This is a genomic window from Paenibacillus sp. J22P277 (assembly GCF_059383675.1).
In genome coordinates this window covers 288,925-303,679 of sequence record NZ_JBXENS010000005.1, presented here as the reverse complement: position 1 = coordinate 303,679, position 14,755 = coordinate 288,925, and the positions used below count along the sequence as shown (strand labels likewise).

The window sequence follows — 14,755 nt, the reverse complement described above, 5'->3', positions numbered from 1 at the left end:
TATGCGCTTGCAAAATAATCAGATTAAAGCATCGTACCCCCTTAATTTAAGGTCGCGCCTCTCCGTTCGGCCGGATTCCCTTAATGCTGGCGAGCTTGTAATCCGCGGGCTTCATCCCGAGCCGTTTCTCGAACTGCTTCAGGAAATGTTGATACCCGCGATAACCGACCGATTCGGCGATGGCCCCGGCAGCCGCATCCGTCTCCCCAAGCAACCGCTTCGCTTCGTCAATGCGGAGATCATGCACGAAATCCAGCAAGCCCGTGCCGTATTTGCGCGAGAACGCTTGCCCCAGATATACGGGATGGATATAGAACCGCTCCGCGATTTCCTTGATCGTGAGCGTTTCCCGGAAGTGCAGCCGCAAGTACTCGGCGACCCTCGAAGGCGTGCCGCCCGTCCGCTTGCCGTGCAGCGAATCGACGGCGGCTTGGCATTTCAAGCAAAAGCCGCTCAATTCCCGCTCGATTTCCCGCAGCTGTCTGCCCCTGCATCCGCTGCCGCTCAGCTCCGCGCCGGTCAGCAGCCCGTCGGGATCGCCGCCGAGCTCTTGATAGACCGCCAAACCGCGCATCAGCACCCGGGTCGAGAACAGCGCTACCAGCTCGGGCAGCACCATCCGCGATTCGAAGGCGCGGAATACTTCCCGGACCGCCGCGGCAAGCGAGCTAGGATCGCCGCCCTCGATCTCATCGACGATCGCATCCGCCGCTCCGAGGGCTTCCGGATCGAACGAGAGCCGCATATCCCGAACGTCCGCGTAATGGACGATGGCGCCTCTGCCGAAAAAAAGAAAGCGGCCCGCCTCCGCCGCGCTGCAGTACGACTCGGCAATGCCGCTTAGGCTGCCCGCTCCGCAACCGACCGCGAGACCGATCCGCCCGTTCGTCCCGGCTCGCATCGACTCCAGCAATCGGTCCGCAACCCCGCGGATGCCGTCTTCGTCCCGGCCGCCGCAGTCCGAGCCGCACACGAGGCCGAACGATTCCCGTCCGCCATCGACTACGTAGCAGCAGGACCGTTCGCCCGCGAACCGCTGCGCCGCCTCGCGGGCGGGACCCGCCGCTTCGGCGTCCGTCTCGATGCCGAGGTACGTCCATTCCCGCGCGCCGCCGGAAAGGCGCGATATCGCCTGCATAGCCGGCTGCCCATCGGTTAGATCGCCGCCGGCGAGCAACGCCGACAGCGCTTGGCCGATCTCGTAACGGTCCGCGCTGTCGCGGATCATCCGATCGCGCTCCCGCCCGCGCAGCTCTCCCTCCAGACGAGCCAGAACCTCGTCCGCCTCCGCGCCCATGACCGGCTTGGTCAAGAAATGCGACACGCCATGCCCGATCGCGCGCCGCGCATAATCGAAATCGTGGTAGCCGCTTGCAATGACGAAGAGCGTCGTCCGATTACCCGAACGGCGCGTCTCCTCGATCAGCTGAAGCCCGTCCAGCACGGGCATCCGAATATCGGTCACGACCAGATCCGGCGGATCGCTGCGAATGTACCGCAACGCTTCCTCTCCGTTATCGCAGGCCGCGGCGACGCTGAATCCGCGTTTCTCCCAATCGACCATCAGCTCGAGCCCCTGAATGGCGAACGGTTCGTCGTCGACGAGCAGCACTTTGTACACGTTCACGCCTCCTTCTTCCATCCGTCCGCTTCCAGACGGGCGAGCGGGATATGGAAGCCCGCCTCCGTTCCCGTCGCCGGATCGCTCTCCATCAGAAAACGGACGCGGCCGTCATAGAACAGCTCCAATCTCCGGTATACGTTGCGGATGCCGACGTGGCCGTCCATCTCCTGCTCGGAACGGACGTCGGCCATCAGCTGACGCAGCTTCCCCGGCTCCATCCCGACGCCGTTGTCGGCGATCGCGATTTCCAGCGCGCGTTCCGTGAGCCTCGCCGTTACCCGAATCGTCCGGTCGCCTTTTCTCGCCTGCAATCCGTGCTTGCACGCGTTCTCGACGAGCGGCTGAATGCTCATGCGCGGAATGCGCAGCGCGAGCGCCCGCGGATCGACGTCGAACGAATAATCGAACAGGTCGCCGAAGCGGAACTTTTCGATTTGCAGATACATGGAAGTGAATTGAAGCTCCTCTTGGAGCGGCACGAGACCGTCGGCGCGGCTCAGCAGCTGCCGCATGAGCAAGGACAAATTCTTGATGATCCCGGTCACGTCGGAATACCCGTTCTTCGTGCAGACGACCAGCAGCGCGTTGAGCGTATTGAACAGGAAGTGCGGGTTCATTTGGCTTTGCAGCATGGCGAGCTCCGTGCGCACCCGCTCCAGCTCCAGGCTCTTCTGCCGGATCTCCAGCTTGTAGACGTCGTTGATGAGGGACGTGATCTTCCCCGTCATGACGTTGAAGGTGCGGATCAAGCCGCCGATCTCGTCGCGCCCCTCCTGCATGTCGATGGGATCGAACCTTTCGTTGCGCACCTTCTCCATATGCCTGGACAGCTTCTTCACCCGATAGTGATAGGAACGGAAAATGATATAGATCAGCAGCGACGGTATGACGGTGCTGATGACTGCCAGCCAAATAATCGAACGGCGCGCGTCGTCCATCAGGCTGTCGATCCGCCGGGTATCCGCGACTCCGACGAGCTTCCAGCCCTTTATGTAGCTGAAGTCTCCGATCTCGCGCTCCATGACGTAGCCGGGTCGCGCCTTCGCGACGGCCGCATCGGGAGCGATCGGCGATTGCCGCTCGTCGTCGCCGATGCCGGACGCGACGATCCGGTTCCGGTCGTCCATAAGCCGAAGCTGCAGGCTGTCGATCTCGCGGTTCAAAATGCCGTTGATTTTGTCCACGTTCAGATCGATCCGCAAATATTTGCCGTACCGGGACAGCGATGCGTACGTGTCCAGCTTGCTGACGACGCTGATCCGCTTGCCCGGATTCAAGCCGTCGCTCTCGTAATAGGAGACGACCGTCGATTTGCTAGGCGACTGCCGCAGCCGGTCAAGCCATGGGAGGTCGCGGGAGGCATTGCCGATCACGTGGTAATTCGCGCCGGTTTGGATCGTCGGGTTATCGGTATAGATCCGGATCTCGACGATATTCGGGTAGGATGACATGTAGCGCTTCAGCTTATCCCGCAAAAAGCCGTCGTACACGCCGTAATAGTCGAGCGGACTTCCGTAGGTGCGGTCAAGCGCCTCGTAGACCGAATCGTCGCTCGCGATCGAATGGCTGAGCGCGACGCTTTCGTCGATCATGTCCAGCAGCTCGCCGGATGCGCGTTCGATCGATTTGCGCAGGTTATCCTGCTCGCGAACCCGGATATGAGCCGAATTTTGCTTGAAGAAGAAGAGGTTGATCGTCATGATCGGAAGCAGCACGCAGAGCAAATAAATGAGGATAAACTTGTAATTCAGGGGGATATCGTTGACTTTATGGAAGAACGGCCTACCGGTCCGCATATCCTTCACCCTTACGCTTGTTTTTGTAGGCAGACGGCAATTCTCCTGTAAGCGCTTTAAATTTATCGGTAAAATAATCCGTGTCGTGATAACCGAGCGTTCTGGCGATCGCGGACACCTTCAGGTCCGTCCGGCGCAGCAGCTTCCTGGCCTCGTCGATCCGCAGCCGATGCGCGTACTCGTTGAAGGTGCAACCGGTTTCCCGCTTGAATTGCTGACCGAAATAAACCGGGCTGAGGCCGAACCGTTCCGCGAGCGCCTGCAGCTGGATTTTATCGCGGACATGCGCTTTCAGGAACGCGACCGCGTCCGCTACGGCACGGCTGCGTGCCGGGGCCGCTTTCCGTTCGGCCAGCAGGCTCGCCGCGCGAAGGCACAGCGCTTCGATCGTCTCGCGGCACCATTCGGCCGCGTCCGGACGGCTCTCCAGCAACAGCAGCCGCATCCATTCGGTACCGGCAGCGGAGTCAATCTCGAGCGCCGCGAAGCGGCGAATCAGCTCGCCCCGAATATGACTGGCCGCGAATGCCGCCCATTCGCCGGTCGCGTCGCCGCTTGCGAGCAAGCCGAGCAGCGAGGCGACCGACCGGCGCACGGCCGCCTCGTCGCCCGCTTCGATCGCGCGCAGCAGCTGCTCGGCCCGCGCCGCGACATCCTTCGGCCGGCATCCCTCGGGCAGCGTCCGCCCGCCGCGGAACACGTGCACGCCCGCCCGCCGTCCAAGCAAGGCGCGGCGGCGCAGCTCCAGCGCCTGGCCGAGCAGTTCGGGCAAGCTGTCAAGTCCGTATGCGGTACCGCTGCAGTACAAGGCCAGCCCTTGAAGCGGCCATGACAGCCGCGTCGCCGCCTCCGCCAGCCGCGCTTCGAATTCCTCGCCGGCCACCCCTTCGTCCAGCACGAGCATTCCTGCCCGGCCCGGCGCTTCCTCGAACGGAAAAGCCCGAAGCCCGCGGCGAAAGGCGGCGGCGACTAGCGCCTGCAGCCGGGTATCCACGGCCGCGCCGTCGGTCTTGCCAAGAGTCGATTCGGCCAGCAGCAAGCGGCAGCGGGTCTGCCCGTTCGCCCCGAGCAGACGAGCCGCGGAGTCGACCGCTGCCGCGCCCCCCGGCTTCAAGACGCCGACGATCGCGGAAGCGGCGGCGGCGAGTTCCTCCCTGCCGGCAGACGCCTCCGCCAGGCGCCGTTCCTCGAGCGGACCCGCAAGCTCGAGCAGCACGCGATGGATTTCCTCCGCGACGAGCGGCTTGAGCACGTAGCGGTCTACTTGATAGCGGAGCGCTTCCTGCGCGTAGCCGAACTCCGAATAGCCGCTCACGATAACGGTCTTGGCACTGACGCCCAATTCTTCCTTCATGGCCCGAATCAGACCGAGACCGTCAAGCACGGGCATCCGGATATCGGTCACCACGAGGTCGGGCGGGCTGGTCTTGATCGACGCGATCGCTTCCTCGCCGTCCGTCGCCGTGCCGCATAATTCGTATCCGCAGCCGTGCCAGTCGACCATCGTTTTCCAGCCTTCGATCATAAACGGTTCGTCGTCCACGACAAGCACCTTAAACATCGGCTTCACCGCCACGCAGTTTTTTACGTCTAGTATGGCATTTGTCCGCATAAGCGACAATGGACGGAACTACGATTTCTTGTTTGATTCTACACTCATTATGGAAGCGCTTTTAATGGAACCTAAGACAAATATTCGACGATCGCGAACGACCCTCCGCCCTTCTGCCTCTACTCGGCGGCGGCGCTCGTCCGATATTCGCCCGGGCTGACGCCGGCGACCGCTTTGAACAAGCGGCTGAAGTACGCTTGGTCGCCGTAGCCGACCTGCTTGCCGATCTGATAGATTTTCAAGTTCGTTTCCTTCAACAGCGTTTTCGCGCGTTCGACGCGGAAGCGCGACAAATGCCAGGTGAACGCGTGCCCGGTTTCGCTCGTGAACAGCGCGCTCAAATAATTCGGCGTCAGCTCCAGCTTCCGCGCCAGCATGCCGAGCGTCAATTCGGTATTGGCGTAATCGGACTCGATCATCAGCAGCGCGATCCGAATGATGCGGCTGATAAAATCGAAGTCGCGTCTCGGGGCGGGATAGAGCTCGTTCATGCCCAAGCTGCTCAGGCTTTGCTTGTACAATCCGCTAAGCTCGCCGAGCGCCGCGGCGATGCCCCCGATGCCGAGCCGGATGGCGACGTTCAGGTTCTTCTCCAGCAGCGACTTGATTCTCGTCGCGTATTCCTCGACCGGCGGAACGGTGAAGCGGTCGGAGAACAGCACCGCGGTCATCAACTGCTCGCCGACGATAACGACCGCGCTGCCGTGCTCGGACAGCGCGTCCTCCAGCAGCACTTTCGCCCAGAACCGCTCCGGTTTCGTCCAGAAGCCGCGGTCCGGAATCATGACCGAGAACAAGCCGGCCCAGCGAAACGGCGGAAAAAGCGTCTCATGGACGGGCATGCCCGCATGCGAAGCGGCGCCGAACAGATCCTGCACTTTCTTCTCGAGCGCGTTCCGCTCGCGCAGTCGCCGAATGGCATCGCTCTGCTCCCCGGACCGCCGCGCGGAGGATGCCTCGCATGCTGCTTCGCAAGCTTCGGCGCCCGCGGCGTAATCGCCGAGCGCGAGCAGCAGATTCAGTGCCGCCGCGCGGATGGCGAACCCGGCATCCGGCGCGCCCGCTTGTTCCAGGTCCGAAATCGAGGCCATGCGGTCGAAGAACGGCCGCAGCCTGCGCGTCAATTCCGAATTCGCGGGGAAAACCGCGCTGCCCATCTTGGCGATCAGCCCGTGGTAAACGGCGTCGTCGATATCCAGGTGAAGGCAGAAATACGTCATGGTCGCCGATTGCCCGATTCTGCCGCGGTGAACGACGCCCGGCGGGATCAGCAGCAGATCGCCCTCGTCCAGTTCGTGCTCGGTCTCTTCGAGCGTCATGACCTGTCGGCCCTCCAGCACGATGTTCAGTTCGAATAACGGATGGTCGTGGTCGGGATACGACCATCCTTCGCGCACTTGGCGCCAATGCGCGCCGTACAGCTGGAACGAAAACCTGTAGTCCGGCAGCGCGAATTGCCGCAGGCCGTGTTCCCTTCCCGCTCCGGCATCCGATATCCATGACATGCTCGACCGCCTCCGCTTTCGCAATTTTCTACGGCGATTATACCACGTCCGCCGGCGGCGATGGACGGGCTCCGAGCGTCCGGCGTCAGCGCTTCCCTACGCCATCCTCGAAGTAATGGACCGGCCGGATCTCGATGCCCCAGCCGAATTGCTCGGCTGCCGCCATTTGCGCGGCCGGGTGCAGCGAAGCGACCCGGATCGCGTCTTCCATGTCCCGCGCTTCGATGAGGAACGCGCTGCCGATCAACTCCTTCGTTTCGATGAAGGGGCCGTCGGTCACGTTCACCCTGCCGTTCGTCCGGCGCAAGCTCGCGGACGCCTTGTCGAGGCCGGCATCGACGAGCACTTGGCCGCTCGCGTAGAATACCTCGAGATGAGGCTGGCAGCCGCGCATGACGGCTTCGATCTCCTCCTTCGGACGTGCATCCATTTTCTCCGGATCAAGGTAACCCAAACATAAGAATTTCATCTTCATTCTCCTTTACATGGTCGGATTATGGTTTGCATGCCAGACATGGCGGCAGGTCCGGTCGCCGGCTTGCACGCCTGCCTCTATGAAGACGACGAACGGCAGCCCGCGAGATCGACATCGCCGCAGCGCGAGACTCGACAAAGATACGGAATCACCCACTAAATCGGCAGCTCGCGCCAATTGTTGAAGCTCTTCCAAGCGCCGAGCCGGACTCTACGGCAGCTGTTTCATCTATTATAATGGACCTTTTGCTATAATCCACCCGTCTGCCGACTCGCCGTTGTCATAACGGGAGAATAGCCGATGCCGTTCCAACTCCTTGTCCCGACGGGGCAGTAAGAAAACCGTGCGGCACGGACGGCCGCACGGTTCGAATGGATCGCAGTACTCCAATGGGTCGCCGTATTCTCGACACTTGATTGCAGATGTCCGACTTCTCGATATGAATCTCCAAAACAACCGATTCCCGAAAACCGATTCTCTCTCGGTTAATCGGCCGCCGCGAGGAAGTTGTCGAACACCGCCGTCTGGTCGTACGTTCGAAGTCCGACGTACCCGTTCGTCAGGCTGGCGTCGGCGACGCCGATCTTCCGTATGCCGTTGACGTAACCGATAAGCGAGCTGCCGCGCAGCTCCAGCCGCAGCACGTACCAGGTTCCGGGACTTGCGGGCAGATCGGCCTCGCCGAGCTTCAGCCAGTTGCCGCCGACTTTTCGGTAGAGCTGGACCTTGTTCTGGCTGTAGTTGATACGCAGCGTGTAGAAGCTGGAGAAATCGGCGCTTGCCCGCGCGATCACGCCGGACGAAGACTCGGCCGCGCCGGCGCCGTACGCTTTGACCGCGGCCGTCACGGCGACGTCGGCGTAGGTCGCCGCGGCTCTCGTCTCCGCGATGCCCGGCGCGGATTGCTTCAGCACCTTCGTGATGTCGTCCGCGACGGACCAGGCGCCGCCGAGCGCGGTCCATTCGGCGGAGACGGCGCCGCCTTGGAAGAAATCGCCGTAGCCGACCGGCTCGAGCATCACCGCGTCGGCTCTCGAGGCGTTACCGGAGCCGGCAATGGAACCCGCGGTGAGCCTGACGTACTGATCCCCGCCCGCCGCGAAATACGCCGTGTCGATCAAGCGCCATTCGCCCGCGATCGTCGTCTGGTCGACGGCCGTTATCGCGTCGGTCGCGCCGTTATGATAGACCGTATAGGCGACGCTCCTTGACGAGGTTTGATGGTACGGATACCGGACATAGACGCGGTAGTAGCCGGGATCGTCGATGCCAAGCATCCATTTCGCCGTGCTTCCGGCCGCGCTGCTGTAGCGGGAACCGCCGGCGTAGCTGCCCGGCAGCTCGCTGCCGCCCCAAGTTCCCGACTCCGAATAGCCGGCGTCCCCGTTGTCGACGACGATCGCCGCACTCGGCATGATCGGGCCGATCGTGTTCGAATACGGCGAATAGGCGCCATCGGGACCGATCGCCCGAATCCTGTAATAGTAGCCCGTTCCCGCTGCCGCATCCGCATCGTCCGCGGCCGGCACGGGGAAGTTGTAATAGTCCGGCGCGGTGACGTCGTCCGTGACGCCGGCCGCGATTACGCTCCACGGGCCGGACGCGGACGTCGCGCGTTCGACGTCGTAAGCGCCCGCGGTCGAGACGCCGAGCCAGGAGAGCGAGCGCACGGAATCGGACGGAAACAGCACGGGCGCGGGCGGCGCGGGCCACGACGGAACCGTCAACCCTTTGATCGAATACGCGTAACTGCGCAGCTGTTCGAAGATCGGCGCTTCGTTCGCCCAGCCGCCGCTCGGAAGGCCGGGATAACGCAAGTAGGACCAGTCGCCGACCGGCGGCCAATGCCAGCCGCCCAACCGATGATGGGACATGCTGCCCCAGATCATCGCGCCGGCCGTCCCGTTGCTTTGGATAGCGTTCAGCAATTGTTCGTTCACGGCAGGCGGGAAATCGCCGAATTCGCCGAGAACGAGCGGTTTCTTGCCGCGGGTCGCCGCCCGCCACTCGTTAAGCTTGGCAACCGGATCCGGATAATTGTGGTATAGATAGATATGCGGATCAATAAAATCGATATTAGGGTCGTTCACCGCGTTGACCCGGATTCCCTGCGCGCGCACATAGCCGCCGTCGCCTACGAGATGGTTGGCGTCGAGACCTTTGATATAGGCGGCCATCTCGCTGGACCAGCCGTCCGTGGACCGCAGCTCGTTGCCGAGCTGCCACGCCAAAATCGCTTTATCGTCCTTGTACGCCACGTTCGTATACGTATTGACCCGATTCACGACGAACCCGATAAAATCCTTGAAATCCTGCCTGACGACCGGATCGCTCCAAAAGGCGTCGGCGCTCTTGCCGCGGAATGCCGCCCAATCGGCCGTTCCGCCGACGTACGTATAGCTGTCCACGAAAGGCACGATCAACCGGACGTTGTACGCGTTGGCCAGCTGCAGGATCCTGTCGAGAAGCCGGAAGGCGTTCTCGTTGAACATGCCTGGCCCCATGACATGCCGGTATGTGCCCGGAAGGTCGCCGGCCATCTTCACCTCGAACGGATACAAGCGGATCACATCGATGCCCGAACGGCTCGCCGCCCGAATCTCGTCCTCGATCTCGGCCGGATCCGCCCACGCGCGTCCCAGGAACGGCGCGTTGGTGCCGATGAACCGATATTCGGACGAGCCGTCCATCAGCTTATCGCCGCTTCGCGTTATATAATTCGCGGCATCCCCCCGAACTTGGTCCGGGTTACCCGCCAACAGCCAGACGGCGAACAGGATAACGAAAAAAACGCAGGCTTTGTTTCGACGCTTTATTCATGTGCATACCCCTCCATTCTCGAGCGCATCGCCCGATGCGCGAAATGACTTCCCCCCGACGTATTTTCCGATGCTTATTCAACCCCCTCAGACGGATTCTAGTTCTCGGAGCCTATAGCCCCGTTCAATGTATACGCTTTCAATGCATTTTCATGCGAAACGACAACAAAAAAACCGCGAACGCTGCTGCATCGCGGTAATTGGCGATTGCAACTGCGGTTCACGGTTCACGGAATTCGGAAGAAAATGCTCGGGTGGAGCGTTACTGATTTTTCATTTTGTCGAGGGTTTCCAAATAGAACACCTGGAGGAACTTCTTGATGTTGACCTTGCGCTTCGCCTGCGGGCGTTTCTCGTCGATCTCCCGCATCTTGAGGCGCACGTCCTCGAAGTCGAAATAAAGCGGGGCGTAATACTCGAACTTCGGATGGCCGTAGTCCGTGAGCCCGATGCTCGCCAGATTGGACAAGGCGGCGATGACGGTCCGCCGGATGCGCTGCTCGACCGCCTTCCCTTCTTTCTCGACGTCGCCGCAGTCCGGCTTGGACGCCCGCGCGCCGGCCTCGTACAATTCTTTCAGCGGCGGGAAGCCGCCTCCCTTATGGAATAGAATCAGATGCTCCATCATGGCGATGATGTCGTGGCTCCCGCTTTCGCCGACGATGCCCATGTCCATCAGCATCATCCGCATGATCTCCTTGGCGTCCTGCTTCTTCCGCGCGCCAGACGGCTCCGGATTCAGATCGTCGAGCTTCGCGATCGACTGCTTGATTTCTTTCAGGTAGCGGGCCATTTTCCACTGTTCGCTTACTTTGCCGAGCACCGCTTTGACCTCCACCCGGTTAATCGGCTTCTGGATATAGAATTCGATGCCCGCTTGGTACGCCTTGCTGATCATGGCCTTATTCTCGATCTGGGAGATCATCACGTACTTTCCTTCGTAGCCTTCCTGCTTCAGCCGCGCGATCGTTTCGATCCCGTCCTGGTCCGGCATCAACAGATCGATCAGCACGACGTCCGGGTTCTCGTCCAGGATGAGCCGCTTGCCTTCGATGCCGCCGGCCGCCATCCCGACAACCTCGCCGACGCCGCCCTTCTCGATGATCGTCTGCAGCATCCGCCTGCTTACCGCATCGTCGTCCACGATGCAAAACGACAGCATGGCGCCTACACCCCCTTCTTCAGCTTCGCGGTAGGAAAGGCCGCGACGAACGTGGTTTCCGCCGCCTCGCCCGGTTCGAGCAGGAGAAACCTGCCTTCGAAGGAACCGACGATATCGCGGACATGCGAGAGGCCGATGCCCGTGGCCGCGGTTCCTTCCTGATTGAATTTGGTCGTGAAACCGGGCTCGAACACCATATCCTTGTCCTGCTCGGCAATGCCCGTCCCGGTATCGGCGACGACGAATTCGGTCTCTCCCCCGCGTTCGCGCACCCGAATGCGTATACTCCCCCGATGCTCGATCGCTTCGGCCGAATTGGCCACCAGGTTGTTCAGCACGGTGATCAGCGGAATATAGTGGGAGGTGATGTAATCGATGCCGACGTCCTTCTCCAGCCGCACGTCTTTGTTCAGCATCCGGCTATACTCGCCGTTCGACTTCGCCACCAGCTCCACGATCTCCGCCAACGTCATTTCCGGCGCGCTTTCCAGGTCGACCAGCTTCACCAGCCCCGCCAGGATTCGCTGCGAGTCCTTCTTCACCTCGTGGATCTGTTGGGTGATCTCAAGCACGGACCGGCCGTGCTCGGGCAGCCCTTCTTCGATCAATCGGCCGTACAGGTCGTGGCTCTTGGCGGTAATCCGTTCGATGACGTCCATCGATTTGCGTAAATAGAACACTTCGCCGTAGAGCCCGCTCCCGACGTTGATCATTTGTTCCATCCGTTTCTGCTGCTCGGCATGGACGCTGCGCATCTGGCTCACCGCGATGCTGCTGTAGATGCCGGTGGTGAAATAGCTGCGCACCGCGGCGATGACCGAGATCAGCACCCACTGGCTGGACTGAAAGTAAGGCAAACCGAAGGCCATGCTCCGCGACAGCAGCTCGGCGCCGTTCGACACGACGTCGATCAGCGAGACGCAGGCGCCGAGAACCAGCGGGTTCAGTTGGTGCAACCGGCGATGAATCAACGCCATGCCCGTCCCGAAGACGACGTAGTACAGCATGGCGGAGAAATGCGTCCGGGCGCTGTCGAGAAGCGAGAAGGCATCTGCCGACGCGGCGCCGTCGGAAGTGATCCGGAACAACAGCACCGTCGCGCCGACGGCGATCCCCGTTTTGAAATAAGGCAGATGGCTCATCAACAGCAACAGGAACAGGAAGGCGCTGCTGCCGAGCCCGATGCGAAAGACCTCGCCGATAAACGGATTGATCTTGAATTCGCCCGCGACCGCGACGACGACGGCCACGACTGTGATTTGCATGCTTTCGGATTTCAACCAGTTCTGCATGGCGATCGCAAAGCCCCCCTGACTGCCTGCCGCCGGGCACGACGCGGAGGGTCATGAACGCGGCCATGAACAAGCTGCGTCTTAGACCCGTTTATTTTCCAGCCGCTTGGCCGCGAGCGACAGCGCGTAATTAACGGCGAAATACAAGACGGCCACGATGGCGAGAATCGGAATCGTATAATCGTAGCTCTGCGCGATCACGATCTTGGCGTTATGCATCAGCTCCGGCAGCGAGATGACGATGGCGAGGGACGTGTCCTTGAGCAAGGAGATGAACTGGCTCACCATTGGCGGCACCATGCGCCTCAGCCCCTGCGGCAGCACGATATGCCAGACGGCCTGCAGATAGGACAGACCCGATGAACGGGCGGCCTCGACCTGGCCCTTCGGGATGGAGCTTAAGCCGCTGCGCACGATTTCGGAGATCATGGCGGCCTCGAACACCGCTAAGCCGACGATGGCCGAGCTCATGACGCCCAGTTTGACGCCTATATCCGGCAAGGCGAAGTAAGTGAAGAACAGGATCAGCAGGAGCGGCAAATTGCGGATGAGCTCGACGAGCACGCCGAGGATCCGGGATACGACCGGGATTCGCATATAACGCAGCGTCCCGGCGATGCTGCCCAGCACGAAGCTCAGCACGATCGCGACGAAAGCGACCCAGAGCGTGATGCCGAAGCCTTCGAGAATAAACATAAGATTATGGTATGAGAATGCGCCTGCAATGTCCATCCCCCGACCCTCCTAAAAGTGATATGCGCGACATGCTTCCCGCAGAATGCTTATCCGTCCGCTCAACCGTTTCCGGCCAGTCTTCGTTCCAGCCGAAGCGCCGCATAGCTTAACGGCAAGGTCAGAACGAGATAAAGCAAGCCGACGAAAATGTAGGTATCGAAGGTCGCGTAGGTCTTGCCGGCCACCTGATCGCCGTAATACATCAGGTCGAAGCCGGCAAACACGCCGAGAATCGACGAGTTTTTGACCAAATTGATGAACTGGTTGCTGAGCGGCGGGATGACGATTTTGATCGCCTGCGGCAGCACGACATGCCGCATCGTCCCCATGTACGACAAGCCCGAAGCCCTGGCCGCCTCCGATTGGCCGGCCGGCACGCTCATGATGCCCGCCCTGATCGCTTCGGCGACGAACGAGGCGGTATAGACCATCAGCCCGATCGTGCCGCAGATGAATCCGCTCAGCGTAATGCCGATCGAGGGCAAGCCATAATAGAACACGAAAATGACCAGCAGCAGCGGGATGTTCCGGATAAACTCGACATAAGCCGTTCCAGCCCACCGCAGCGGCTTGACGGACGAGATGCGAAATACGGCGATGATCGTCCCGATCGCGAAGCTGCCGAGCAGCGCGATGACGCTTGCCGCGACCGTGTTGCCGAACCCTTTCATATAGATTCCGAAATAGTCCGTGAATATCGATATGTCCGGCATGCTATCCCTCCTGCCCCGTCAATGCAGAAGATGGGTGGCGGTTGGCCACCCATCTCGCTGCATGCGGACGATTTATTCCCCGGACGGGGCTTTCCCGATCCATTGCTCGTATATTTTGTCGTAATCGCCGCTGTCGTGCAGCTTCTTCAACCCTTCGTTGACGCTGTTCAACAGATCGGTCGAGCCCTTCTTGATCGCGATGCCGTACGGCTCGTCGGTAAACGGCTCTCCAACCACCACGTAGCCCGGGTCCTGAGCCTCCATGCCGTACAAGATCGCGTTGTCGGTCGTCAGCGTATCGCCTTGACCGGCTTTGAGCGCGCTGAAGGCATCCTGATAATTATCGAATTCCAGTACGGTCGCGTCCGGGGCTTTGGCTTTGATGTTATCCACCGAGGTCGAGCCCTTGACGGCCAATACCTTCGTTCCCTTCTTGATGTCGTCGATGCTTGCGATGGGACTGCCCTTCTTCACCAGCAGCGATTGGCCGGCCTTGAAGTACACGTCGGAGAAATCGACCTCTTTCTTGCGCTCTTCCGTAATCGTCATCGTGGCGACGATCATGTCGATATCGTTGTTGTTCAGCATGGGAATGCGGGTTTTCGAGGTGACTTCCTTGAGCTCGAGCTTGGTCTCGTCCCCGAGAATTTCCTTCGCGAGCGCTTTCGCGATGTCGACGTCGAACCCTTCGACGTTTCCGCTCGCGGGATCCTTCAGGCCGAACAGCTTCGTATCGTACTTGACGCCGACGACGAGCTTTCCCCGGCTCTTGATCGCGTCCAGCGCCGGCGACGATTCGGACGTTTCCCCGCCGTTCGCGGCGCCGTTCACTCCGCCGTTCGCACCGCCGGCGCTGTTGCCGTTCCCTCCCTCGTTGCTGCCGCATCCCGTCAATACCACCGTGGCGAACATCGTCATCATCACGAGCGCCGTTATCCAATTTCGTTTCTTCATGACGCAAAACCCCTCTCCGTGAATATGGTCGGATCCAATTCTCGAGCGCTTGCTGGTAAACCGTGAAC

General features: G+C 60.9%; 11 protein-coding genes. All 11 read right to left on the bottom strand.

The window, feature by feature from the left end; all coding sequences use genetic code 11:
• Positions 1–46 precede the first annotated feature (46 nt).
• The gene (locus AC50YL_RS18495; protein WP_494833750.1) at positions 47–1,642 is read right to left on the bottom strand and encodes a response regulator transcription factor; all 1,596 of its coding nucleotides are present in this window, start codon (positions 1,640–1,642) and stop codon (positions 47–49) included.
• Positions 1,624–3,420 carry a cache domain-containing sensor histidine kinase gene (locus tag AC50YL_RS18490; protein WP_494833749.1) on the bottom strand — a complete coding sequence of 599 codons (1,797 nt, stop codon included), beginning with the start codon at positions 3,418–3,420 and terminating at the stop codon, positions 1,624–1,626. The genes AC50YL_RS18495 and AC50YL_RS18490 overlap by 19 nt, the downstream gene beginning before the upstream one ends.
• Positions 3,407–4,981: a helix-turn-helix domain-containing protein gene (locus AC50YL_RS18485; protein ID WP_494833748.1), complete on the bottom strand. Its 1,575-nt coding sequence runs from the start codon at positions 4,979–4,981 to the stop codon at positions 3,407–3,409. Before AC50YL_RS18485 ends, AC50YL_RS18490 begins: the two co-directional genes overlap by 14 nt.
• Before the next feature lie 170 nt (positions 4,982–5,151).
• Complete coding sequence (locus AC50YL_RS18480) at positions 5,152–6,537, bottom strand: helix-turn-helix domain-containing protein (RefSeq protein WP_494833747.1); 1,386 nt, start codon at positions 6,535–6,537, stop codon at positions 5,152–5,154.
• A gap of 85 nt (positions 6,538–6,622) precedes the next feature.
• Entirely contained in the window at positions 6,623–7,006 is a 384-nt protein-coding gene (locus tag AC50YL_RS18475) for a YciI family protein (protein ID WP_494833746.1), read from the bottom strand.
• A gap of 491 nt (positions 7,007–7,497) precedes the next feature.
• Positions 7,498–9,702 (bottom strand): golvesin C-terminal-like domain-containing protein, encoded by a 2,205-nt coding sequence (locus tag AC50YL_RS18470; protein ID WP_494833745.1) that lies wholly within the window; start codon positions 9,700–9,702, stop codon positions 7,498–7,500.
• 391 nt (positions 9,703–10,093) lie between these two features.
• Positions 10,094–10,993, bottom strand: a complete 900-nt coding sequence (locus AC50YL_RS18465; protein ID WP_494833743.1) for a response regulator — start codon at positions 10,991–10,993, stop codon at positions 10,094–10,096.
• Between the two features lie 5 nt (positions 10,994–10,998).
• Positions 10,999–12,285, bottom strand: a complete 1,287-nt coding sequence (locus AC50YL_RS18460) for an ATP-binding protein (protein ID WP_494833742.1) — start codon at positions 12,283–12,285, stop codon at positions 10,999–11,001.
• Positions 12,286–12,366: 81 nt separating this feature from the next.
• Positions 12,367–13,017 (bottom strand): amino acid ABC transporter permease, encoded by a 651-nt coding sequence (locus tag AC50YL_RS18455; RefSeq protein WP_494833740.1) that lies wholly within the window; start codon positions 13,015–13,017, stop codon positions 12,367–12,369.
• 62 nt (positions 13,018–13,079) lie between these two features.
• A complete protein-coding gene (locus tag AC50YL_RS18450; protein WP_494833739.1) occupies positions 13,080–13,733 on the bottom strand; it encodes an amino acid ABC transporter permease in 654 nt (217 codons plus the stop codon).
• Positions 13,734–13,805: 72 nt separating this feature from the next.
• On the bottom strand, positions 13,806–14,687 hold the full coding sequence (locus tag AC50YL_RS18445; RefSeq protein WP_494833738.1) for a transporter substrate-binding domain-containing protein: 882 nt from the start codon (positions 14,685–14,687) through the stop codon (positions 13,806–13,808).
• Between the last annotated feature and the right edge of the window lie 68 nt (positions 14,688–14,755).